Origin of the sequence: Microbacterium martis, assembly GCF_047246685.1 — a bacterium.
GTDB lineage: Bacteria > Actinomycetota > Actinomycetes > Actinomycetales > Microbacteriaceae > Microbacterium.
In genome coordinates, this window is record NZ_JBFOKT010000002.1 from 181,806 (window position 1) to 205,285 (window position 23,480).

Genomic DNA, 23,480 nt, shown 5'->3' on the forward strand with positions numbered 1-23,480 from the left:
CTGGATCCCTGAGCTTGTCGAAGGGCGGATCAGTGCATGGTGGGGATGACGAAGCTCGCGCCGTCCTTGATCCCGGAGGGCCACCGACTCGTCACCGTCTTGGTCTTCGTGTAGAAGCGGAAGGCGTCGGCGCCGTGCTGGTTGAGGTCTCCGAACCCGCTGCGCTTCCATCCGCCGAACGTGTAGTACGCGATGGGCACGGGGATCGGCACATTGACCCCGACCATGCCGACCTCGACGCGCGCGGCGAAGTCGCGGGCGGCATCCCCGTCGCGGGTGAAGATGGCGACGCCGTTGCCGTACTCGTGCTCGGACGCCATCCGCAGGGCCTCTTCGTAGTCGGCCGCCCGCGCGATGACGAGGACGGGACCGAAGATCTCCTCCCGGTAGATCGCCATGTCGGTCGTCACGTGGTCGAAGAGGGTGGGCCCGAGGTAGAACCCGTCCTCGTGCCCGGCGACCGTGAATCCGCGGCCGTCGGCGAGCAGCGTCGCCCCCTCGTCGACCCCCTGGCGGATGTAGCCCTCGACGCGCTCGACCGCCGCGCGCGTGACCAGCGGCCCGTAGTCGACGTCTTCGGCGAGCGACGGACCCACGCGCAGCTGCGCGACGCGCTCGGTGAGCTTCGCGGCCAGGGCATCCGCCGTCTCCTCCCCCACCGGCACCGCCACCGAGATCGCCATGCACCGCTCGCCCGCCGAGCCGTAGCCGGCGCCGATCAGCGCATCGACCGCCTGGTCGAGGTCGGCGTCGGGCATCACGATCATGTGATTCTTGGCCCCGCCGAAGCACTGGGCCCGCTTGCCGTGCGCCGCGGCCGTCGCGTAGATGTACTCGGCGATGGGCGTCGACCCGACGAATCCCACCGCACGCACGCGATCGTCGGTGAGCAGAGCGTCGACGGCCTCCTTGTCGCCGTGCACCACGTTGAGCACGCCGGCGGGGAGTCCGGCCTCGAGGAACAGCTCGGCGAGACGCACCGGCACCGACGGGTCGCGCTCGCTCGGCTTGAGCACCACCGCGTTGCCGGCCGCCAGCGCGGGCCCGGCTTTCCAGAGCGGGATCATCGCGGGGAAGTTGAACGGGGTGATCGCGGCGACGACCCCGAGGGGCTGGCGCATCGAGTAGACGTCGATGCCGGCCCCGGCGCCGGTCGAGTACTCGCCCTTGAGCAGGTGCGGAGCCCCGGCTGCGAACTCGATGACCTCGAGTCCGCGTTGGATGTCGCCCTTCGCGTCGTCGACGGTCTTGCCGTGCTCGCTCGCGAGGAGCTCGGCGAGCGTCTGCATCTCGCGGTGCACGAGATCGAGGAACCTCAGCAGCACCCGTGCCCGCTTCTGCGGATTCGTGGCCGCCCATGCGGTCTGCGCTGCGGCGGCGTTCTCGACGACGGCCCGCACCTCGTCGGCCGAAGCGAGCGGCACGCGAGCCTGCACGGTGCCAGAACTCGGATCGAACACGTCGCCGAAGCGACCGGCATCCGGGGTGAGCAGCGATCCGCCCATGAAATGCGGGATGATACGAGTCATTGTGCGATGTCCCTCCGTGCCTTCATTGGCACTTTGACAGTTTACTGCGGTATCCGACGATTTACTAGGGCGTCCATGTAATCGACGCGCAGGGGTGGCGTCGACGGAGTTCCGGCTTCGTTCACCCCCCGGTCACCTGCGTCGACTACAACTGCAGGTGCGTGGAACAGGCTCAGACCGGATCGGGCAGTCGCATGACCGCGCACTCGGTGAGCGCTCTTGCTCCCGACGCGGTTCCCACGCCGCGAGACCCCCGCCGAATCGGGTCGGCGGGGGTCCTCTCTTTTCGAGGCGTCTCGCGATTGCGCTGCCGCTGAGAATCGACGATGCGCCCCGACCCCGGGCGCGATCACTGCCGCGCCCCGCGATCCGGGACGCCCGTCCCCGAGGACGTCTCCGTGTCCGAGCCCATCACCGTGTCCATCCGCCGCGAGGTCGACCCCGACCGCATCACCGAGGCGACCGTCTGGGTGCAGACGGGCGTCAATCTCGCGAATCGCTATCCCGGATTCCGCGGCTCCGGCTGGGTCCGCGCCGGCGAGAACTCCCAGATCTGGCACATGCTCTACCGTTTCGCGAGTGAGGAGTCGCTCGTCGCCTGGGAGCAGTCGGGCGAGCGCGAGTGGTGGCTCTCGATCGGCGAGGGGTTCGTCCGCAGCGAGCGATCGAAGCGCCGCACCGGCATCGAGGGCTGGTTCGACGATCCGACCACCGTGTGCTCGCCACGACCCTCGTGCTCACGCCGATCATGACCTACGGGGTGCTGCCGTTCGTGACCCGGATGCTGCGACCCTGGCTCGCCCGCTGACGGGACCGAGCACGCCCGGCGCGCTACCGCTCGGTGACCGCCTCCCGGAGCGCACGCTCGACGCGGGCGACCGGCGCCGTGAGGGGACCCGGCCGCCGCACCAGGAAGAGCGTGTTGATCGGCGGGTCGTCGGTCGGATGCAGCACCTGCAGGCGCCCGTCGGCCAGCTCGTGGGCGATCAGGTACCCGGGCAGCACGGTCGCGCCGGCACCCGCGACCGCGGCAGCGGCCACCGCCCGGAGGTCGGGGATCGTCAGCGCGGGTCGGCGCTCCAGCCGCGCGCCGAAGGCATGCCGCCAGTACCGCCGCAGGATCGGCACGTCCTGCGCGTAGGCGATCAGCGGGACGGCGTCGAGCGCGGAGGGGCTGAGGTCGGCCGCAGTCCGGATGCCGAGAGACGGCGAGGCCACCAGCAGGAACTCCTCGTCGACGAGAGCGACCGCCGGAAGGGCGCGCCCCCGCGGACGCACCGCCGAGATCACGACATCGAGGCTGCCCAGCCGAAGAGCCGCGAGGAGGTCGTCGGCGAGTCCGGGGGTGAACTCGACCTGCATTCCGGCGGCCACCTCGGCAGCCAGGGCGGGCACGGCCACGCGCTCGAGGAACTCGCCCGCGCCGCCGACACGCAACGCCGGCGCCCCGGTCGTCGACGGCGCACCCAGCGCGAGCGCCAGCGCGTCGAGGGGCCCGGCAAGGCGCGCCGCGAGCTCGTCCGCTCTGGGGGTCGGGCGGATGCCGCGTGCGTGGCGCTCGAACAGGGGCTCGCCCTCGTTCCGCTCCAGGGCCTGCAGCTGTGCGGTGACCGAGGACTGGGCGAGTCCGAGCATCCGGGCCGCCGCCGAGACCGAGCCCGACCGATGCGCCGCGAGGAAGGTGCGCCAGAGTGCGACATCGCGCAGCCCATCGGGATTTCGATCGCTCATATCGCGAATCTATCGGAAGCGGGTGCGCAGCCTGCAGGTTGTCACCGTCATAGCCCGTCTGCGGCAACCGCCGCCCCGATCTGAGGAGCCTCATGGCCACCGTTCTCTTCGTCGTCTCCGCCGCCCGCACCTGGACGCTCTCCGACGGCACCGCGCACCCCACCGGCTACTGGGCCGAGGAGCTGCTGACCCCGTATCGGATGCTGACCGACGCCGGCCACGAGGTCGTCTTCGCCACCCCCGGCGGCGTCTCCCCCGTGGCGGATGCCGCCAGCCTCGGTGACGGCGGCGCCGACGCGGTCGCCGCGATCCCTGCGCTGGCCGCGCCTCTCGTGCTCGCCGATGTCGATGCCTCCGCCTACGACGCCGTCTACTACCCCGGCGGGCACGGTCCCATGCAGGACCTCGCCACCGACGCCGATTCGGCCGCCCTCATCGCCGCCACGGTCGAGGCCGGACGCCCGCTCGCGGCGGTCTGCCACGGGCTCGCCGCTCTGCTCCCGGCGCGCACCTCCGCCGGAGAGCCGCTCGTCGCGGGTCGCCGTCTCACCGGGTTCACCGACGAGGAGGAGCGCCTCGGCGGGCTCGCCGACCGCGCGCCGTTCCTGCTCGAGACGTCGCTGCGCGACCTCGGCGCGACGGTCGAGGTCGCCCAGCCGTGGAACGACCACACGATCGTCGACGGCGCACTCATCACGGGGCAGAACCCGCAGTCCTCGGCATCCGCCGCGGCCGCCCTGCTCGCCGCCCTGGCCTGACGGGCGGGCCTGAGGGCCGGGCCTCCGGTCGCACTTCCGCACCGCCTTTGAGCCCGAAACGGTGCGAAAGTGCGACCGGAACGGCCTAGATCACCCCGACGCTCGTGAACGCCAACTCGGCCGCACCGAGCAGCAGCCGGTCGGCGGCGAGGGATGCCGGGAGGATGCGCAGGTCCTCGGCGTTCTCGGTCATCGCGGCATCCGTCACCTCCTGAGCGAAGCCGTCCCGGTCGAGCTCCTCGAGCTGTGCGAGGAAGCCTCCGAGCACGACGACCGAGGGGTTGAGGATGTTGACGGCGTCCGCGATGGCCTGCGCGAGAAGGGCGCGTTGGCGCTCCGTTTCCCGGCGCACCGCCTCTTCATCGGATGCCGCCGCGAGAGCCTCCGCCAGCGTCGCGTCGTCGGCCGAGGCGAGGCCGAGCACGTCGAGCAGGCGCGCGCGGCTGACCTCGTCCTCCAGCACGGCGCTCCCGGCGCCGACCCGATTCTGCCCGAACTCGCCCGCATAGCCGCCGACGCCGCCGACGGGAGCGCCGTGCACGATGATGCCGCCGCCGATGCCGGAGGGTCCGCCGTTGAGGTAGACCACGTCGTCGGCACCGTCCGCCGCGCCGAAGAGGTGCTCGGCCAGTGCGCCGAGGCTCGCGTCGTTCCCCACGGCGACGGGCAGCCCTGAGGCGTCGGTGAGGAGCGCGCCCACGGGAGCATCCGTCCAGCCGAGATGAGGCGCGTTGCGCACGAGCCCGTCGGCGGCGCGCACGAGTCCCGGCACCGCGACGCCTATCGCGACGACGCGCGCATCGGCGAGCGCCCCGGTCCTCCACCGGGCGAGCACGTCGGCGGCGAGCGCGGCGACGGCGGCGGCGTCGAGCACGGAGGGCGTCTCGATGCGCTCGCGCACGGCGATCGTGCGGGCCAGGTCGACGGCGGCGATCTCGACGGCGTCGACCTCGGGGTTGACGGCGATGACGACCGTGCCGGGCGAGGCCTCGACCACCGGCGACGGACGCCCGACGCGACCGGCGGGGTCGGGGCCGCGCTCGACGACCCATCCCTCCGTCACCAGCTCGGCGACGAGGTCGGCGATGGTCGAGCGGTTCAACCCCGTCGCCGCCGTGAGCTGCGACCGCGACTGCGGGCCGCCGAGGTGCACGAGCCGGAGCACGCGGGCGAGGTTGCGCGCGCGCACCCCGTCGCCGTTCTCCTTCGATCCGGCGGTCGTGCCGACGGCGGCAGCGTCCGTCATGTGATCCTTCCCGTCGGGCTCGGCACCTCAGTCTAGAAGCCTGGACTTCCCCCCTTCGAGGTTATATGTTGTGAGGCACAACATATGTGCGGCACCCCGCGCCCGCACGCTGCGAAGGAGCATCATGAGCCTCACCCCGACCCGCGACGACAGGTTCTCGTTCGGTCTGTGGACGGTCGGCTACAACGGCACCGACCCCTTCGGCGGACCGACCCGGCCGCCCCTCGACGTGGTCCACGCCGTCGAGAAGCTCGCCGAGCTGGGCGCCTACGGACTCACCTTCCACGACGACGACCTGTTCGCGTTCGGATCGACGGATGCCGAGCGGCAGAGGCAGATCGACCGCCTGAAGGGCGCCCTCGCCGACACCGGCCTGATCGTGCCGATGGTCACCACGAACCTCTTCAGCGCCCCCGTCTTCAAGGACGGCGGCTTCACGTCGAACGACCGCCAGGTGCGCCGCTTCGCGCTGCGCAAGGTCTTCCGTCAGCTCGACCTCGGCGCCGAGCTGGGAGCGAAGACCTTCGTCATGTGGGGCGGCCGCGAGGGGGCGGAGTACGACTCCGCGAAGGACATCCGTGCGGCTCTCGAGCGCTACCGCGAGGCCGTGAATCTGCTCGGCGACTACGTCACCGACAAGGGCTACGACATCCGCTTCGCGATCGAGCCGAAGCCGAACGAGCCCCGCGGCGACATCCTGCTCCCGACGCTCGGGCACGCGATCGCGTTCATCGACTCGCTCGAGCGCCCCGAGCTCGTCGGCCTCAACCCCGAGGTCGGGCACGAGCAGATGGCGGGCCTGAACTTCGCGGCCGGCATCGCCCAGGCGCTGTACCACGGCAAGCTCTTCCACATCGACCTCAACGGCCAGCGCGGCATCAAGTACGACCAGGACCTCGTGTTCGGCCACGGAGACCTGCACAACGCCTTCGCGCTCGTCGACCTGCTCGAGAACGGCGGCCCTTCGACAGGCTCAGGGACCCAGGCGGGCTCAGGGACCCAGGCGGGCTCAGGGACCCAGGCGGGCTCAGGGACCCAGGCGGGCTCAGGGACCCAGACGGTACCGGCGTACGACGGTCCGCGTCACTTCGACTACAAGCCGAGCCGCACCGAAGACGAGAACGGCGTGTGGGAGTCGGCCGCGGCGAACATGCGCACGTACCTGCTGCTGAAGGAGCGCGCCGCGGCCTTCCGCGCCGACCCCGAGGTGCAGGAGGCGCTGGCCGCCGCCAAGGTCGACGAGCTCGCCACCCCGACGCTGAACGAGGGCGAGTCGTACGACGACTTCCTCGCCGACCGCAGCGCCTACGAGGAGTTCGACGCCGACGCCTACCTCGGTGGCCACGGCTTCGGCTTCGTCCGTCTGCAGCAGCTCGCGACCGAGCACCTGCTCGGCGCCCGCTGAGCCGTTCGATGGCCCGGGTTCTCGGCGTCGACTCGTCGACGCAGTCGTGCAAGGTCCTCGTCGTCGAGGCGTCGACCGGCGAGGTGGTCCGCGCCGGTCGTGCCCCGCATCCCGACGGCACATCGGTCGACCCCGAGGCGTGGTGGAGCGCACTGCAGGCGGCGATCGCGGATGCTTCGACGTCGCTCAGCACAGGTGCCGGCGGGCGCGGCACGGGCGCGGGGCTCCCGGACGACATCGAGGCCTGGGCCATCGGCGGCCAACAGCACGGCATGGTCGCGCTCGACGCCGACGGCCGGGTGATCCGCGACGCGCTGCTCTGGAACGACACCCGGTCGGCGGATGCCGCGGCGTCCCTCGTCGCCGAGTTCGGGGCGCAGCGGCTCGCCGATCGCACGGGCGTCGTGCCCGTGGCATCCTTCACGATCTCGAAGGTGCGCTGGCTGCGCGACCACGAGCCCGAGAACGCGGCCCGCGTGGCCGCGATCGCGCTTCCGCACGACTGGCTGACCTGGCGCCTGCGCGGGTACGGGCCGGAAGGCGCCTCGCCGCTCGGCCCCGATCTCGCCGAGCTCGTCACCGACCGCTCCGACGCCTCGGGCACTGGCTACTGGAACCCGGCGACCGGAGAGTACGACCGCGATCTACTGGTCGCCGCCCTCGGGCACGACGCGATCCTCCCGCGGGTGCTCGGCGCGGACGAATGGGTGACGGATGCCGCGGGCCGCCGCGTCGCCCCGGGTGCCGGCGACAACGCGGGAGCCGCTCTCGGACTCGGGGCCGGTCCCGGCGACGTGGTCGTGTCCATCGGCACGAGCGGCACGGTCTTCGCGGTCGCGGAGACGCCGTCGTCCGACGCCTCGGGTACCATCGCGGGCTTCGCCTCGGCCGACGGCCACTACCTGCCGCTGGTGTGCACGCTCAATGCGGCGCGGGTGCTCGACGTGACGGCATCCCTGCTGGGGGTGGATCACGTTGAGCTCAGCCGCCTCGCTCTGGCCGCGCCCGCGGGTTCTTCCGGACTCACCCTCATGCCGTATTTCGAGGGCGAGCGCACCCCGAACCTTCCGGATGCCACGGCGACGCTGACCGGTATGACGCTGGCCTCGACGACACGCGAGAACCTCGCGCGAGCCGCGGTCGAGGGGATGCTGCGGGGACTCGGTGTTGGAGTCGACGCGCTCCGAGCCGAGGGAGTCCCGTTGCGACGAGCGCTGCTGATCGGCGGCGGCGCGCAGTCGGATGCCGTGCGCGCGATCGCACCGCAGATTCTCGGCATCCCCGTCGAGGTGCCCGAGCCCGCGGAGTACGTCGCGCTCGGGGCGGCACGGCAGGCAGCAGGCGCGCTCTCCAGAACGTGAGCCTCGACCCCGGGGCCTCTGCGACGTGACACTGTAGAGACATGCGCATCGCTCTCACCGGATCATCGGGCAAGCTCGGCCGCGTCGTCGCGCGCGAACTCCGCGGCGACGGCTACGAGGTGATCGGCATGGACGTCGCCGGGGAACGCGGCCCCGACTTCGTGCAGGTCGATCTCACCGACTACGGGCAGGTCGTCGACGCGTTCACCGCGGTGGGCGACCGGCACGACGGCATCGACGCGGTGGTGCACCTGGGGGCGGTGCCGGCGCCGGGCGTCCGGACCGATGTCGCCACCTTCCACAACAACATGCCCGCGACGTTCAACGTGTTCTGGGCGGCTGCGCGCCTCGGCATCCGCCGGGTCGTGTACGCGTCGAGCGAGACCGTGCAGGGTCTGCCGTTCGAGGTGCCGCCGCCGTATCTGCCGGTCGACGAGGAGTATCCCGCCCGTCCGGAGTCGGTCTACGCCCTGGTGAAGACCCTGGAAGAGCAGATGGCCGCGGAGATCGCGCGGTGGAACCCCGAGATGTCGATCACGGCGCTGCGCTTCTCGAACGTGATGAACCCGGAGGACTACGCGCAGTTCCCCGCGTTCGACGACGACGTGCGGCGCCGCAAAGCCAACCTGTGGGGCTACATCGATGCACGTGACGGCGCCCAGGCCGTCCGCCGGGCGTTGGAGGTGGCGGCGCCCGGCTTCGACCGATTCCTGATCGCCGCCGCCGACACGGTTATGTCACGGCCCGACGCCGAGCTGCTGGCCGAGGTGCACCCCGACGTGCCCGTGCGCCGCGAGCTCGCCCCGAACGAGACCCTGCTGTCGATCGACAAGGCTCGGCGGGTGCTGGGTTTCGACCCGCAGCACTCCTGGCGCGATCACGTCTGACCCCGGTCCCTGAGCCTGCACGCTGGTCCCTGAGCCTGTCGAAGGGCCCTGGGTCCCTGAGCCTGTCGAAGGCCCGCTACAGGCCGAGCCGCGAGAGGAACGGGTTCACCAGTCGGCGTTCGGGGTCGAACCGGGCGGCGAGCGCCGCGAAGTCGTCGAAGCGCGGGTAGCGCGAGCGCAGCTCGGTCGCGTCGAGGGTGAACACCTTGCCCCAGTGCGGGCGCGCCGTCGGCGGCAGCGCCGCCTCGATGTCGGGCAGCAGGGCACGCACCGCCGTCTCGTCGGGTTTCCAGGTGAAGTGGATGCCGACGGCATCCGCTCCGAACGACGGACTCAGCCAGAGGTCGTCGGCGGCGACGGTGCGGATCTCACTGACCAGCAGCAGCGGCGCGATGCGTCCGGCGAGGGTGCGCACCGCCTGGATGGCCGCCGTGGCATCGGCCCTCGGCACGAGATACTCGCTCTGGATCTCGGCGCCCGCCGACGGGGTGAACTCGAGCCGGAAGTGCGACAGGCGCTCGTGCCAGGGGCCGGGCACCCCGAGCTGCTCGGTGCACGCGACCGGATCGGCGCCGAGGATCGGATGCCGTTCGCTCGTGGCGGCCGCAGCCCCGAGGCGCTCGAACAGCGACGTCCTCGCCGCTTCATGGGCTTCGGGAAGACGCTGCTTGACCCAGATCTGATCGGCGACGTCGGTGCGCTCCCATGTCGAGAAGATGCTCACGCTCGTGCCCGCACTCGTGACCTCGTCGAAGTCGGCGAGGATCGCGTCCCAGTCGGGGTGCTCGAACACGTGCTGAGCGACGTCGTAGGTCGGCTCGACGTCGAGCGTGACGTCGACGATCGCGCCGAGCGCTCCGAGATTCACGACCGCTCCGTCGAAGTCTTCGTCGCCACGCTGCAGCCGGCGCACCTCCCCTGCAGGAGTGACGATCGTCACAGCCCGGACGGCACTGGCGAGGGAGCCGACCGCGTCACCCGATCCGTGCGTACCGGTCGCGACCGCACCGGCGACCGAGATGTGCGGCAGCGACGCGAGGTTCGCCAGCGCCAGGCCCTCGGCGTGCAGTGCCGGCGCCACGTCGCCGTATCGCAGTCCGCCCGACACGCGGACCGCCTCGCGCGACGGCGCGACGTCGATCTCGCTCGGCATCCGGTCGAGGACGATCAGCGTTCCGTCGGTGTCGGCGATGTCGTTGAAGCAGTGCCGCGAGCCGAGCATGCGGATCGCGCCTTCTTCGGCCAGCGTCGACGACAGCTCGTCGAGCGATCCGGGGTGCGCGATACGCGCTGCCCGATACGCGAGGTTTCCCGCCCAGTTGCGCTCGATGCCCATCCGGCCATACAACCACGCGCGACCGGCACGCCTCGACCCCCTTGGGCCCCTGAGCCTGTCGAAGGGCTGAGCCTGTCGAAGGGCTGAGCCTGTCGAAGGGCTGAGCCTGTCGAAGCGCCGAGCTCAGCGCGACGTCAACGCGGCCCGGGTTCCTGTTCGTCCGTGTCGACCAGCGACAGCGGGTCGGCGATGTCTTCCAGCGACTTGCCGGCCGCGCTGATGCCGAAGACTCCGCAGACGACGCCCCCGAAGATCATGATCGCCGACCCGAGCACGTAGCCCCAGAAGAGCGGGCCGCGGTCGCCGGTCTCGGCGCTCTGGCCGATCAGCGAACCGTACAGCACCGGCGCGATGGCTCCGACGAGCTGCCCGATCGAGAACACGTACGAGATGACCTGGCTGCGCAGCTCCAGCGGGAAGATCTCGCTGACCGTGAGGTATGCGGCCGATGCTCCGGCCGAGGCGAAGAAGAACGAGGCGCACCAGAACGCGGTGTGGGTGCCGGCGTTGAGCACCCCCGCGTGGAACAGGAACGCGCTGACGAGAAGGATGCCGCCGGCGAGGGTGTAGGTGAGGAACAGCATCCGCCGCCGACCCCACGTGTCGAAGAAGTGGCCGAGCACGAGCGCCCCGGCGAGGTTGCCGACGGCGAAGATGATGAAGTACTGAGAGGCGGATGCCGGCGGCGTGTCGTAGAAGTTCTCGAGCACGAGCGCGTAGGTGAAGAAGATCGCGTTGTAGAGGAACGACTGCGTCACCATCATGGTGATGCCGACGAGAGTCCTCCGCGGGTACCTCTTGAACAGCACCTTCGCGATGACGAGGAACGGCACCTGACCGTACTCCTTGACCGTGATCGCCTTCGACTCATCGACCGGGGCGATCTCCTTGCCCTCCTTGCGGATGCGCTCCTCGATGCCGTCGACGTTGCGCTCGGCCTCCTCCTCACGGCCGTGCGTCATCTGCCAGCGCGGGCTCTCGGGAATGTGCCGGCGCAGCCAGATGATCAGCAGACCGAGCACCGGCCCGAGGAAGAAGCTGAGCCGCCAGCCGACGTCGGCGGGAAGGATGTCGGTGTTGAGGAAGAACATGTTGGCCACGGCCCCGAGCGCCGCGCCGCCCCAATAGGTGCCGTTGATGGCGATGTCGACGCGCCCGCGGTATTTGGCGGGGATGATCTCGTCGATCGCCGAGTTGATGGCGGCGTATTCGCCGCCGATGCCGGCACCGGCGACGAAGCGCCAGATGTAGAAGAACCAGGGGGCGAACGCCAGTCCGGCGACCCCCGATCCGATGAGGTAGACGGCCAGCGAGATGATGAACAGGTTCTTCCGACCGAGCCGGTCGGTCAACCGCCCGAACACCAGGGCGCCGAACACCTGCCCGAGCAGATAGCAGGTACCGGCGAGTCCGACCTCCGCCGGCCCCATCCCGAGGGTCTCGGCGTAGCCGTTCGCCGCCACGATCTGCACCTCGAGGCCGTCGAGGATCCAGGAGAAGCCGAGCCCGACGACGATCATCCAGTGGAATCGCGACCAGGGGAGCCGGTCCATCCGCGCCGGGACGAGCGACCGGACCTTCTTGACGGTGACGTCGGATGCCGACATGGAGCCTCCTTGTTGCGGGGACGCCGTCGCCCCGGCATCCGTCTTACTCCTCTGCAGACGTCGGCGCACAGGCTTGACCCGGAGCCGGTCGGGGCGCTAGAGCGACCCAGGCCCTGTGGGTCCCTGAGCCTGTCGAAGGGCCGGCTCAGCCGGCGGCCTCCTCCGGACGCTCGAGCACGTCGATCGCCGCCGTGTCGGGCTCGTATTCGTCGATGTGTCGCTCCTCCGCGCCGTTGTACGCGGAGAGCGGGCGGATCAGCGCGTTGGCGGCCTGCTGCTCGATGATGTGCGCAGTCCACCCGGTGATGCGGGCGGCGACGAACAACGGCGTGAAGGTCAGCGTGTCGAAACCGATCAGGTTGTACGCGGGACCGGACGGGTAGTCGAGGTTGGGATAGATGCCCTTGCGGCTCACGAACTCGCTCTCGAGCTTCTCGTACAGCTCGCCCACCTCGGGCCGGTCGTAGTGGGCGACGAGGGTGTCGAGTGCGGCCTTCATGGTGGGCACGCGGGAATCGCCGCGCTTGTACACGCGGTGCCCGAAGCCCATGACCTTGCGCTTCTCGGCGAGCGCCTTGTCGAGCCAGGCGTCGACCTCGGCTGCGGTGCCGATCTCGTCGAAGATGTGCATCACGGCCTCGTTGGCGCCGCCGTGCAGCGGTCCTTTCAGGGCGCCGATCGCGCCGACGACGGCCGAGTACAGGTCGCTCAGCGTCGAGGTGATCACCCGGGCGGTGAACGTGGACGCGTTGAAGGAGTGCTCGGCGTAGAGGATCATCGAGCGGTTGAACGCGTCGACGACCTCCGCGTCGGGCTCCTCGCCGAACGTCGCCCAGAGGAAGTTCGCGGCGTAGTCGAGGTCGTCGCGGGGCTCGACCGCATCGAGCCCGCGGCGGCGGCGCTGTCCGTATGCCACGATCGCCGGGAGCGCGGCGAACAGGTGAAGGCTGCGCTCGAGGTTCTGGTCGGGCGTGCCGACGGCATCCAGCACATTGGCGATGCCCGCGGTCTCGATCGCACCGATGACGCTGACGGCCGTGCGCACCTCGTCCATCGGGTGCGAGTCGAGAGGAAGGCGGTCGATGGCGTCCTTCACCTCCGGCGACAGGGCGCGGTTCTTCCGCTCGGCGACCCGGAACGCCGCCAGTTCCTCGGAGGTGGGCAACTCACCGTGCCAGAGCAGGTACGCCACGGCCTCGAACGGCTGCGTCGCCGCGAGCTCCTGCACCGGGTAGCCGCGATAGAGCAGGCTGTTGGTCTCGGGGTTGACCTTCGAGATCGCGGTCGTGTCGACGACGACGCCCGCGAGGCCCTTCTTGATGTCCGCCTCGGTCATGGTCACTCCTTCGTGTACTTCGACTCGTCGCTTCGCTCCTCGCTCAGCAACCGAGTCGGATGTCCGCTTCGCTGCGCTCAGCGATTGGTGTCGAGTGTGAAGTTGAAGACCCCGGAGTCGAAGTGGTTGTACGACTCGTAGTCGATCAGGTCGTAGAGATCGGCGCGGTGCTGCATCTCGCCGAGCTTCGAGGTGAGGTGCCCCTCGTCGTTCAGCGTATCGAGTGCTCGGCCCGCCGCGCCCATCGCGATGCGCAGCAGCGAGACCGGCCAGATGACCATTCGCACGCCCGCGTCCCGGAGCTGATCGACGGAGTAGAGGTCGCTCTTGCCGAACTCGGTCATGTTGGCGAGGATCGGCACGCCGAGAGCATCCGCCGTCGCCTCGAATTCCGACAGGTCGCGCATCGCCTCGGGGAAGATCGCGTCGGCACCGGCATCCACCAGCGCCTTGGCACGATCGATCGCGGCATCCAGCCCTTCGACGGCACGGATGTCGGTGCGCGCCATGATCAGGAAGTTCTCGTCGCGCCGGGCGTCGGCGGCGGCCCGGATGCGCTTGATCGCCGTGTTCTCGTCGACGACGCTCTTGCCGTCGAGGTGTCCGCAGCGCTTCGGGTTGACCTGGTCCTCGATGTGGGTGCCGGCGAGTCCGGCGTCCTCGAGCTCCTGGATCGTGCGGGCGACGTTCATCGGCTCGCCGAAGCCGGTGTCGGCGTCGACGATCGCGGGGATGTCGGTCATGCGGGCGATCTGCTTCGCGCGCCCGGCGACCTCGGTCAGCGTCGTGAGTCCGATGTCGGGCAGCCCGAGATCGGCGGAGAGCACGGCCCCCGAGATGTAGACCCCGTCGAAGCCCTTCTGCTCGATGAGCTTCGCGCTCAGCGGGTTGAAGGCTCCGGGAAAGCGCAGCAGCTCGCCCGAGGCGAGGCGCTCGCGGAAAAGTCGCCGCTTCTCGGCGGGCGTCGTCGTGGAGTACAGCATCAGAACCTCGGTTTACGTGCGCGGACGGGGTGCTTCGACAGGCTCAGCAACCCATCCTGGCCGGGGTGCTTCGACCCATCCTGGGTCCCTGAGCTTGTCGAAGGGCCGGTGAGTGCCATCAGAACAATCCCTTGTGAGCCTCGACCGTGTCGAGCAGCCCCGGCTTCGCGACGATCGACAGCTCGGCGACCTCTGCGGCCGTCAGCTCGGGCAGACGCTGCACGAGGTCGAGGAAGCGCTCGATCTCGGCCGGCTCCAGCACGGGCCCGGCGAGCAGCCGGAACTTCGCGATGTAGTTCTCGCGTGCGAACGGTCGGGCGCCGAGCGGGTGCGCGTCGGCGACGGCGATCTCGTCGACGACGGTGGTGCCGTCGGTGAGGCGGAACTCCACGCGGCCGCCGAAGGCCTTCACATCCGGATCCTCGGAGTGGTAGCGGCGCGTCCACTCGGCATCCTCAGCGGTGGTGATCTTGTGCCACAGCTCGACGGTGTCGGGGCGCCCCGCGCGTTCGGGCGTGTACGAGTCGACGTGGTGCCAGCCGCCGTCCTGCAGCGCGACCGCGAAGATGTAGGGGATCGAGTGGTCCAGCGTCTCGCGGGATGCCGTCGGGTCGTACTTCTGCGGGTCGTTCGCGCCCGACCCGATCACGTAGTGCGTGTGGTGGCTCGTGTGCAGCACGATGCTCTCGATGTACGGCTCCCCATCCGGTCCCTGAGCCTGTCGAAGGTCGGGGTTCTCGGTGCCGAGCCTGCGGGCGAGGTCGATCCACGCCTGCGCCTGGTACTCGGCGGAGTGCTCCTTCGTGTACGAGTCGAGGATCGCGCGCTTCGCCTCGCCGGATGCCGGGAGCGGCACCTCGTACGCGGCATCCTTCCCGTCGAGCATCCAGGCGATCACGCCGTCCTCCCCCTCGTAGATCGGGGCGGGGCTGGTCTGGCCGCGCATCGCCCGGTCGACCGCCTCGACCGCCATCTTGCCGGCGAAGGCGGGGGCGTGCGCCTTCCAGGTCGAGATCTCGCCCTTGCGGCTCTGCCGGGTCGCGGTGGTCGTGTGCAGCGCCTGGCCGACCGCCTGATAGATGGTCTCGACGTCGAGGCCGAGCAGGGTGCCGATGCCGGCGGCCGCCGACGGTCCGAGGTGCGCGACGTGGTCGATCTTGTGCTTGTGCAGGCAGATCGCACGCACGAGGTCCATCTGGATCTCGTAGCCGGTCGCGATGCCGCGCACCAGCGCCCGGCCGTCCGCCCCGACGTGCTGCGCGACCGCGAGGATGGGCGGGATGTTGTCGCCGGGGTGCGAGTACTCCGCCGCGAGGAACGTGTCGTGGTAGTCGAGCTCTCGCACCGCGACGCCGTTCGCCCACGCCGCCCATTCGGGGCTGGTGCGGCGGTCGAGTGCCGCGCCGAAGAGGTTCGCCCCGGCGCCGCCGGTCGAGACCGGGTGACTGAACGCCTGAGCGCGGGCGGCGACGATCGGCGCACGGGTGAGGGATGCCGCGGCCACCGACGCGTTGTCGATGATGCGGTTGATGATCATGTCGACGACGGGCTGCTCGACCTCGACCGGGTCGGCGGCGACCTCGGCGATCTTCCAGGCGAGCTGGTCGGAACGCTCGAGGTTCTCGGAGCTCGCGTGGACGCGGACGTGGTGGGCGACGGTCATTTCTGTCCTTCGTTCAGGGATTCGAGGATGCCGGTGAGCGCGTTGTGCAGGTGCACGTGCGTGGCATGAGCGGCGAGGTCGCCGTCGCGCGCGGCGAGCGCTTCGGCGATCGTGCGATGTTCCGCGGCGGATGCGGCGAGTCGAAGCGGCTTGTCGCGAGCCATGCGCCGCACGCGCACCAGATGGGTGCGCACGGTGCGCAGCGCCGCGGTGATGTAGTCGTTGGCGATGGCTTCGTCGATAGCGGCGTCGAAGCGGGCGATGAGGGAGTAGTAGGCGTCGCGCCCTTCGGGGCGCCCGAGGTCGACCCGGGCGAACTCCGCGGCGAGAGCGGCGAACAGCTCGGCGTCGCCGCGGTCGGCCGCGAGGCGCGCCGATGTCTCTTCGAGCGCGCGGCGGATCTCGAAGAGCTCGCGGATGTCGGCGGCATCGAGACCGGCGACCACGGTCACCCGCGGCGACTGCTGCACCACGAGTCCGTCGGCGATGAGGCGGCGCAGCGCTTCGCGCATCGGAGTGCGGCTCACGCCGAGACGCACGGACTGCTCGACCTCGCCCAGCACGGTGCCGGCGGGCAGGTCGCCGGCCTGGATCTCGTCGAGCAGCACCGCGTAGGCGCGATCGCCCGCGGTCACACGCTCAGCGGAGAGGGTCATGGACACAGTGTATACACAAGCGGCCCTGGCGTGGGCCTTCCGGTGAATGAGTCAGCACGCCGTATACATTGCGGCGCCTCCGGGTCGCATCCCTGGGTCGCTGAGCCTGTCGAAGCGTCCCAGGGATGGGGGCCCTCCCTGGGTCGCTGAGCCTGTCGAAGCGTCCCAGGGATGCGGGCCACCCCTGGGTCGCTGAGCCTGTCGAAGCGTCCCAGGGATAGGGACCCAGGTCACAACCTCAGGGACCCAGGTCACAAGCTCAGGGACCCAGGTCGCGCGCCGGCGCGGGCTCGCCGAGCTTCACGACCACGACGCCGGCGAGAACGAGCGCGCCGCCCAGCCCCTGCAGCAGGTCGGGCAGCTGGCCGAGCAGCAACCAGCCGAACAGCAGCGCGGCCACGACCTCGGCGAGCGCGACGAACGAGGCGAGTCGCGAGCCCAGCATCCGCGTCGAGGCGATGCCCAGCAGGTACGCCACCGCAGTCGCCAGCACGCCCATCGCCAGCACCGGCACGAACCACGGCACGGAGCCGAACCGATAGGCGACGTCGTCGGTCGTCCACGCGATGGGGAGGATGCCGACCGCACCGGCGACCGTGAGACCGAGGGCGCCGAGCAGCAGCCCGGTCCCGGCGAGCGCGAGCGGCGGCAGCCCGGTGTCGGCCTTGGCCGAGAGCACAAAGTACGACGCCGCCCCGATCATCGCGCCGAGCGCCCACAGCACCCCCGCGACGTTGACGTCGGCCCCGGTGACGATGTCGAGCATGAGCACGAGTCCCACGAAGGCGATGGCCGCACCGAGAATGCTGCGCCGACTCGGCCGCTCGCCGCGACGCAACCACAGCCACAGGATCACGGCGACCGGCGCCGTGTACTCGATCAGCAGGGCGAGACCGACGTCCATCACGGCGACGGCCTGGAAGTAGAACAGCTGCGTCGCCGTGACCGCGAGCAGGCCGTATGCGGCGATCATGCCCAGGTTGCGGCGCAGGAGCCGCCACCGTCCGCGCAGCGAGATGATCGTGGGAACGAGCAGCACCAGCGCGGCCACCCAGATGCGGGCGGTGACCGCGGCACCCGGCGTCCATCCGGCGTCGATGAGACCCCTCGCCCACGCGCCAGACATGCCGAACGCGAACGCGGCGGCGAGGGCGAGCGGCAACCCGAGGCGCACGCCGGTCCGCGTGCGGGTGTCATTGGTCACGGTGCTCATGGGATGTGACGCTACCCGCGGCAGATGTAAGATGTCAACATGCTCTTCACGGATGACACGACCGAGGCGCTGCGCGCCGCCGTCTGGCTTGTCAACTCCGCCGAGGAGCCCGAGACCCTCGGCGACCTCACCGATCACGAGAGGTTCCTCACGGAGTTCCCCTACACCGGCCGGCTCGATCGCGACGAGGCCGAGCTGGCCTCGCTCCACGCCCTGCGTCCCCTCTTGCGCGAGATGCTCCTCGCCCCGCGCGACGACATGGCTCAGCTCGTGAACGAGGCGTTCTCGAGATCGCGCCTCGCACCGCGCCTCGTCCGCCACGACGGTGCGGACTGGCACCTTCACGCCGTCGCCGACGACCGCCCCCTGGCCGAACGCATCCTCATCGAGACCGCGATGGCGTTGATCGACGTCATCCGCGCCGACGAGGGCTCCCGCATCACCGTCTGCGACGACGACTCGTGCGCGGCGATCGCACTCGACCTCTCCCGCAACCGCTCGAAGCGCTACTGCTCCGCGACCTGCGCCAACCGTAACGCCGTCGCTGCCTACCGGGCCCGCCGCGCCGAGCGCTGACGCGAGCCTGGACACAACCTGTCATTACAGGTACACTCGACCTGTCATTACAGGTTGCGCAGCGTCGCAGCATCCGTCCTGAGGAGCACCGATGCCCGAGTTCCAGACCCCGCCCATCTCGCCCCTGGCGATCGCCTTCGACGCCGAGAAGCTCACCCTCTCGCCCGAGGGTCCGACCCTCACCCGACGGATGTCCGACCTCGAGGGACTCTTCCTCGACGCCGACGCCTGGGCCGCGGCATCCGCCGGCGACAACCCCGTCGTCTACACCGTCGTCAGCTCGCCCGTGCCCGAGATCGATCGGGAGCTTCCCCAGTCGATCACCACGATCATGCCCGGCGACACCTCCGGCGAGCTCTGGATGACCAAGGGCCACCAGCACCCCAACCACCAGGGCGAGATCTACCTCGCGCTGACGGGACGCGGCGGACTCCTCACGTTCGACGGCGAGCGCACCGAGTGGATCGACATGCTCCCCGGCACCATCGGCTACATCCCGCCCGGCTGGGCGCACCGCTCGGTCAACACCGGTGACGAGCCCTACGCCTTCCTCGCGGTCTACCCCGGCGGGGCCGGACACGACTACGGCTGGGTTCTCGAGCACGGCATGGGTTCGCGCGCGTACCGCGGCGCCGACGGGGCTGTCGACCTGCGCCCGTACGCGGCATAGTTCACTCATGATCATCGCCCACGACCTCGGCACCACCGGCAACAAGGCCTCCCTGCATCACGACGACGGACGCCTCGTCTCGGCGGTCACCGTTCCCTACCCGGCGCACTTCGCCGCCGGCGGCGTCGCCGAGCAGGACCCGGCCGACTGGTGGGATGCCGTCGTCGAGGCGACCCGCTCCCTGATCGCGAAGACGGGCACGGCGCCGGTCGATGTCGCCGGCCTCGTCGTCAGCGGCCAGATGATGGGCGCCGTGCTCCTCGACGCCGAGGGCGAGCCCGTTCGACCCGCGATCATCTGGGCCGACACCCGATCGGGGGCGCAGCAGCGCGAGCTCGAGGCGGCCCTCGGCGCCGAGCACGCCTACGGCATCCTCGGCCACCGTCTGAACCCGACGTATTCGCTCGAGAAGGTCATGTGGGTGCGCGACAACGAGCCCGACGCGTGGTCGCGCGTGCGCCGCGTCTGCGTCGCGAAGGACTTCATCGTGCTGCGCCTCACCGGGCGGCTCGCGACCGACCGGTCCGACGCGTCGGGCACCAACGCCTACGACCAGCGCACCGGCGCCTGGTCCGGCGAGGTGCTGCAGGCCGCCCGGCTCGATCCGACGCTGTTCCCCGAGATCCTCGAATCGACGGCGGTCGCGGGCACCCTGACCGATGCCGCCGCCGAGGCCCTCGGCCTGCCCGCGACCGTGCGGGTCGTGATGGGCGGCGGCGACGGCCCGCTCGCCGCGGTCGGCTCGGGCGTGGTCGCCCCCGAAGACGGAGCCTACGTCTGCCTCGGCACCTCGTCGTGGATCTCGTTCGCCGCAGACGCCCCCCTGCACGATCCGGCGATGCGCACGTTCACGTTCGACAACGTCGTGCCCCGCTCCTTCGTCCCCACCGCCACGATGCAGGCCGGCGGCGCCTCGGTGCAGTGGATCGCCGAGGCCCTCTCCCCCGACCCGCGGCATCCCGAGACTGGCAGGCTCACCGCCGAGGCCTCGGCCGACGTCGACACCGACGACCTCTACTTCCTCCCCTACCTGCTCGGCGAGCGCTCGCCCCTGTGGGACCCCGACGCGCGCGGCGCGTTCGTCGGCCTCGCCCGGCACCACACCCGCGCCCATCTCGTGCGTGCGGTGCTCGAGGGAACGGCGTTCAACCTGCTGACCTGCATCCAGGCGTTCCGCGAATCGGGAGCCGTCATCGACCGCATCGACGCGGTGGGCGGCGGCGCGCAGAGCGACGTGTACCTGTCGGTGCTCGCCGACGTGTGGGGTGTGCCGGTGCGACGGCGGACGATCGTCGAAGAGGCCAACAGCCTCGGCGCCGCCGTGACCGGCGCCGTCGGTCTCGGCCTGACCGATTTCTCGGCGGCGCGCGCGCTCAGCGAGGTCACCGCCGAGTTCACCCCGGATGCCGCGCGGCACGCGGTCTACGCCCGGCGGCACGCCCGGTTCGTCGACGCCTACAGCGCGCTCGCACCTTGGTTCGCGGGGACGGCCGGCTGATGGGTGTGATCCTCGTCACCAGCCGCTCCTTCTCCGACGGCGATCTCGATCTGAACGCGCGCGCCGCGCAGGCGGGCCATCGCATCCTCCGCGGTCCGGCCCACCACGACCTCGACGAGCTGCGTCCGCTGCTGCACGGCGCCGACGCGTGGATCGCCGGCACCGGACCGGTCACCGACGCGCACCTCGCCGCCGCACCGCGCCTGAAGGTCGTCGCGCGCTACGGCGTGGGCACGGAGGCCGTCGATCTCGCGGCGGCCCGTGACCGCGGCATCCCGGTCACGAACACACCCGGCGCCAACGCCGATGCCGTCGCCGACCACGCCGTGGGCCTGATGCTCGCCGCGCTCCGGTTCATCCCCGATGGCGACCGTCGCGTGCGCGCGGGCGACTGGGCGGTGCGCCGAGGGCGCGAGCTCGGCGCCGCCACCGTGGGGATCGTCGGCTTCGGCCGCATCGGTCAGGGCGTGGCACGGCGTGTGAGCGGCTTCGGGTCGCGCATCGTCGCGGCCGACCCGTTCCTGCCGCCCGAGCTGATCAGCGCGAACGGCGCCGAGCCGCTCGACCTCGACGAGCTGTTCCGCGTCGCCGACGTCATCTCGCTGCATGCGCCCGGCGGCCAGCTGCTCGTCGACGCCGGCCGACTCGCGCACATGCGCCGCGGCAGCGTCCTGATCAACACCGCCCGCGGCGACCTCCTCGACGAGACGGCCGTGGCCGAGGCGCTGCGCGACGGCGACCTGGCGGCCTTCGCCGCCGACACGCTCGACGGCGACACCGCCGCGCACAGCAGCCCCCTGCTCGCTCCCGACCTCGCCGACCGCGTGATCGTCACGCCGCATCTCGGCGCGCAGACCACCCAGGCCGTCGACAACATGGGGTCGCTCTCGCTCGACGACGTGATCGCCGTCCTCGGCGGCGCCGAACCCGCCCACCCCGTCACCGCCCGCTAGGAGACATCGATGACCTCGCCCCTGACCTCCGACCCCGTCGACCCCGCTGCCGACGCGACCGCGACGACCTCGAACTACATGGGGTTCGTCGGCGTGACCACCGGGTCGTCGTCGATCATGAAGGTGTTCCCGCTCTGGGCCGACATCCTCGGCCTGCCGACGCGCACCCTGATCGGCCACGACCTGCCGATGGATGCCGACCCGGCGCAGTACCGCGCACTGGTCGAGCAGATCCGCGACGACCCGCACCACCGGGGCGCCCTCGTCACCACGCACAAGATGAACGTGTACGCCGCGGCATCCGATCTGTTCGATGAACTCGACCCGTTCGCGGTCTCGTGCGCCGAGATCTCGAGCATCTCCAAGCGCGGTGCGCTCCTCTCGGGGCGGGCGAAAGACCCGATCACCGTCGACCTGGCCCTGAACGACTTCCTTCCCGCCGACCACTTCGCCCGCACCGGGGCCGCGGTGGTCATCCTCGGCGCCGGAGGGTCGGGCACAGCGCTGAGCTGGGCCCTGGCCGAGCGCGACGACGCGCCGTCGCGCGTCATCGTGACGGCGCGCAGCCAGCAGAAGCTCGACCACCTCCGCGAGGTGCACCGGCAGCACGGCACCCGCGCCGATCTGATCGAGTACGTCGTCACGCGCACGCCGGAGGAGGCCGACGCGGTCGTCGCCGCGGCGCCGGCCGGATCGGTGATCGCCAACGCCACGGGTCTCGGGAAGGACCGCCCCGGATCTCCTGTGACCGACGCGGTCGTCTTCCCCGAGGACTCGTACGTGTGGGAGTTCAACTACCGCGGATCGCTCGAGTTCCTGCACCAGGCGCGCGCCCAGGAGCAGGCGCGCCGGCTGCACGTCGTCGACGGCTGGCGGTACTTCATCCACGGCTGGTCGCAGGTCGTCGCCGACGTGTTCGAGCTCGACCTCACCCCCGAGGTCGTCGAGCAGCTGGCGGAGGCCGCGGAGTCGGTGCGCTGATGAGCGTCGTCCGCACGGTGCTCGGCGACATCCCGTCGGCCGAGCTCGGGCGGGTGGACTACCACGAGCACCTGTTCCAGGTGTCGCCGCTGCTGGCCGGAGACGAGCTCGACGACGAGACGGCGTCGTCGGAGGAGGCCCGGTTGCTGCACGCGAGCGGGTTCGACGCGATGGTCGACGCCACACCCTTCGGACTCGGTCGCGACCCGTCAGCGGTGGCGCGGATCAGTGCCGCTACCGGGCTCGGCGTCGTCGCCAGCACGGGCCGGCATCGTGAGGCGCACTACGGACCGGACCATCCGATGCGGGTGTGGACGGCGGAGCGCCTCGCCGACCTCTTCATCGCCGACATCGCCCGGGGCATGCCCGCCCACGACGGCGATGTGTTCGCCTCTCCCGACGTGCCCCGGGCCACGGCGCCCGGTGGTGCGGCAGTGCGCGCGGGCCTGCTGAAGGGCGGCATCGACTACTGGCGCATCAGCCCGTTCGAGCGCACGACCCTCGTCGCGATCGCCGCGGCCCATCGGCAGACCGGAGCGCCGGTGATGGTGCATCTGGAGTTCTGCACCGCCGCGCACGAGGTGCTCGATGTGCTCGCCGGCGAGGGCGTGGCATCCGATCGGGTGGTGCTGGCGCACGCGGATCGCGATCCGGATGCCGGACTGCACGCCTCTCTCGCCGAACGCGGCGCCTATCTGGGGTACGACGGCTTCGCGCGGCAGCGCACGCGCAGCGACGCCGAGCTGCTGAGTCTGACGGCCGACGTGGTGGCGCGCGGGGCGGGCGATCGCGTGATGCTGGGTGGCGACGTCGCCCGCCGCACCCGCTACATCGCCTACGGCGGGATGCCGGGCCTCGCCTATCTGGGCGAGCGCTACCTGCCGCGGCTGCGCGAGCTCATCGGCGCCGACGCCGTGGACCGGATGCTGATCGCGAACCCCGCGCGATTCCTTCCGCTCAGCCCCGGTCGTTGAGCGAGCGCAGCGAGACGAAAGCCCCTACCACCGCACCCCGCCCCGCTTCGTCTCGTCGCTGCGCTCCTCGCTCGACGACCGGAAGTCGGCGACCGGACGCCCCTGCGCACGACGAAG

The 23,480-nt window shown here is 70.8% G+C and carries 20 protein-coding genes and 1 pseudogene; 11 read left to right on the plus strand and 10 right to left on the minus strand.

Going from position 1 to position 23,480, the window contains the following annotated elements; all coding sequences use genetic code 11:
* Positions 1-29 precede the first annotated feature (29 nt).
* Positions 30-1,529: a CoA-acylating methylmalonate-semialdehyde dehydrogenase gene (locus AB3M90_RS08815; protein WP_412951520.1), complete on the minus strand. Its 1,500-nt coding sequence runs from the start codon at positions 1,527-1,529 to the stop codon at positions 30-32.
* Positions 1,530-1,927: 398 nt separating this feature from the next.
* On the opposite strand from AB3M90_RS08815, the pseudogene AB3M90_RS08820 reads away from it, so the two are divergent.
* A pseudogene (locus tag AB3M90_RS08820) lies at positions 1,928-2,337 on the plus strand (antibiotic biosynthesis monooxygenase).
* A gap of 23 nt (positions 2,338-2,360) precedes the next feature.
* On the opposite strand, the gene AB3M90_RS08825 reads toward AB3M90_RS08820, so the two are convergent.
* Complete coding sequence (locus AB3M90_RS08825) at positions 2,361-3,260, minus strand: LysR family transcriptional regulator (protein ID WP_412951522.1); 900 nt, start codon at positions 3,258-3,260, stop codon at positions 2,361-2,363.
* Between the two features lie 92 nt (positions 3,261-3,352).
* Between AB3M90_RS08825 and AB3M90_RS08830 the strand changes: the two genes are divergently transcribed.
* Positions 3,353-4,018, plus strand: coding sequence for a type 1 glutamine amidotransferase domain-containing protein (locus tag AB3M90_RS08830; protein WP_412951524.1), 666 nt, complete (start codon positions 3,353-3,355; stop codon positions 4,016-4,018).
* An 85-nt stretch (positions 4,019-4,103) separates the two neighbouring features.
* Here the strand turns inward: AB3M90_RS08830 and AB3M90_RS08835 are convergent, their stop codons facing one another.
* Positions 4,104-5,264, minus strand: coding sequence for an ROK family transcriptional regulator (locus AB3M90_RS08835; RefSeq protein WP_412951525.1), 1,161 nt, complete (start codon positions 5,262-5,264; stop codon positions 4,104-4,106).
* A gap of 124 nt (positions 5,265-5,388) precedes the next feature.
* Here AB3M90_RS08835 and xylA point away from each other — a divergent pair, with 124 nt between their 5' ends.
* Genes xylA through AB3M90_RS08850 form a run of 3 tightly spaced genes read left to right on the plus strand, consistent with a single transcriptional unit; the run spans position 5,389 to position 8,917 of the window.
* Positions 5,389-6,669 carry a xylose isomerase gene (gene xylA, locus AB3M90_RS08840; protein WP_412951527.1) on the plus strand — a complete coding sequence of 427 codons (1,281 nt, stop codon included), beginning with the start codon at positions 5,389-5,391 and terminating at the stop codon, positions 6,667-6,669.
* 8 nt (positions 6,670-6,677) lie between these two features.
* Positions 6,678-8,030 (plus strand): xylulokinase, encoded by a 1,353-nt coding sequence (xylB, locus tag AB3M90_RS08845; protein ID WP_412951529.1) that lies wholly within the window; start codon positions 6,678-6,680, stop codon positions 8,028-8,030.
* Between the two features lie 41 nt (positions 8,031-8,071).
* Positions 8,072-8,917 carry an NAD-dependent epimerase/dehydratase family protein gene (locus AB3M90_RS08850; RefSeq protein WP_412951531.1) on the plus strand — a complete coding sequence of 282 codons (846 nt, stop codon included), beginning with the start codon at positions 8,072-8,074 and terminating at the stop codon, positions 8,915-8,917.
* Positions 8,918-8,993: 76 nt separating this feature from the next.
* On the opposite strand, the gene AB3M90_RS08855 is transcribed toward AB3M90_RS08850, so the two are convergent.
* The 7 genes from AB3M90_RS08855 to AB3M90_RS08885 form a co-directional block, all read right to left on the minus strand.
* Positions 8,994-10,253 (minus strand): D-arabinono-1,4-lactone oxidase, encoded by a 1,260-nt coding sequence (locus AB3M90_RS08855; RefSeq protein ID WP_412951533.1) that lies wholly within the window; start codon positions 10,251-10,253, stop codon positions 8,994-8,996.
* Positions 10,254-10,387: 134 nt separating this feature from the next.
* Positions 10,388-11,860, minus strand: a complete 1,473-nt coding sequence (locus AB3M90_RS08860; protein WP_412951534.1) for an MFS transporter — start codon at positions 11,858-11,860, stop codon at positions 10,388-10,390.
* A 145-nt stretch (positions 11,861-12,005) separates the two neighbouring features.
* Entirely contained in the window at positions 12,006-13,196 is a 1,191-nt protein-coding gene (locus tag AB3M90_RS08865) for a bifunctional 2-methylcitrate synthase/citrate synthase (protein ID WP_412951536.1), read from the minus strand.
* A 77-nt stretch (positions 13,197-13,273) separates the two neighbouring features.
* Positions 13,274-14,179 (minus strand): methylisocitrate lyase, encoded by a 906-nt coding sequence (gene prpB / locus AB3M90_RS08870; RefSeq protein ID WP_412951538.1) that lies wholly within the window; start codon positions 14,177-14,179, stop codon positions 13,274-13,276.
* A 118-nt stretch (positions 14,180-14,297) separates the two neighbouring features.
* The gene (locus AB3M90_RS08875; RefSeq protein WP_412951539.1) at positions 14,298-15,842 is read right to left on the minus strand and encodes an MmgE/PrpD family protein; all 1,545 of its coding nucleotides are present in this window, start codon (positions 15,840-15,842) and stop codon (positions 14,298-14,300) included.
* Positions 15,839-16,498, minus strand: coding sequence for a GntR family transcriptional regulator (locus AB3M90_RS08880; protein WP_412951541.1), 660 nt, complete (start codon positions 16,496-16,498; stop codon positions 15,839-15,841). The genes AB3M90_RS08875 and AB3M90_RS08880 overlap by 4 nt, the downstream gene beginning before the upstream one ends.
* A 259-nt stretch (positions 16,499-16,757) precedes the next feature.
* On the minus strand, positions 16,758-17,711 hold the full coding sequence (locus AB3M90_RS08885) for an EamA family transporter (RefSeq protein ID WP_412951543.1): 954 nt from the start codon (positions 17,709-17,711) through the stop codon (positions 16,758-16,760).
* Between the two features lie 39 nt (positions 17,712-17,750).
* On the opposite strand from AB3M90_RS08885, the gene AB3M90_RS08890 reads away from it, so the two are divergent.
* The 6 genes from AB3M90_RS08890 to AB3M90_RS08915 all read left to right on the plus strand — a co-directional run bounded on the left by AB3M90_RS08890 (position 17,751) and on the right by AB3M90_RS08915 (position 23,363).
* Positions 17,751-18,287 carry a CGNR zinc finger domain-containing protein gene (locus AB3M90_RS08890; protein WP_412951544.1) on the plus strand — a complete coding sequence of 179 codons (537 nt, stop codon included), beginning with the start codon at positions 17,751-17,753 and terminating at the stop codon, positions 18,285-18,287.
* A gap of 91 nt (positions 18,288-18,378) precedes the next feature.
* Complete coding sequence (locus AB3M90_RS08895; protein WP_412951546.1) at positions 18,379-18,957, plus strand: glucose-6-phosphate isomerase family protein; 579 nt, start codon at positions 18,379-18,381, stop codon at positions 18,955-18,957.
* A 7-nt stretch (positions 18,958-18,964) separates the two neighbouring features.
* Entirely contained in the window at positions 18,965-20,455 is a 1,491-nt protein-coding gene (gene xylB, locus AB3M90_RS08900; protein WP_412951547.1) for a xylulokinase, read from the plus strand.
* Positions 20,455-21,408 (plus strand): phosphoglycerate dehydrogenase, encoded by a 954-nt coding sequence (locus AB3M90_RS08905; protein WP_412951548.1) that lies wholly within the window; start codon positions 20,455-20,457, stop codon positions 21,406-21,408. The genes xylB (AB3M90_RS08900) and AB3M90_RS08905 overlap by 1 nt, the downstream gene beginning before the upstream one ends.
* A 9-nt stretch (positions 21,409-21,417) precedes the next feature.
* Entirely contained in the window at positions 21,418-22,389 is a 972-nt protein-coding gene (locus tag AB3M90_RS08910; RefSeq protein ID WP_412951549.1) for a shikimate dehydrogenase family protein, read from the plus strand.
* On the plus strand, positions 22,389-23,363 hold the full coding sequence (locus AB3M90_RS08915; protein ID WP_412951551.1) for a phosphotriesterase family protein: 975 nt from the start codon (positions 22,389-22,391) through the stop codon (positions 23,361-23,363). The genes AB3M90_RS08910 and AB3M90_RS08915 overlap by 1 nt, the downstream gene beginning before the upstream one ends.
* Positions 23,364-23,480 lie beyond the last annotated feature (117 nt).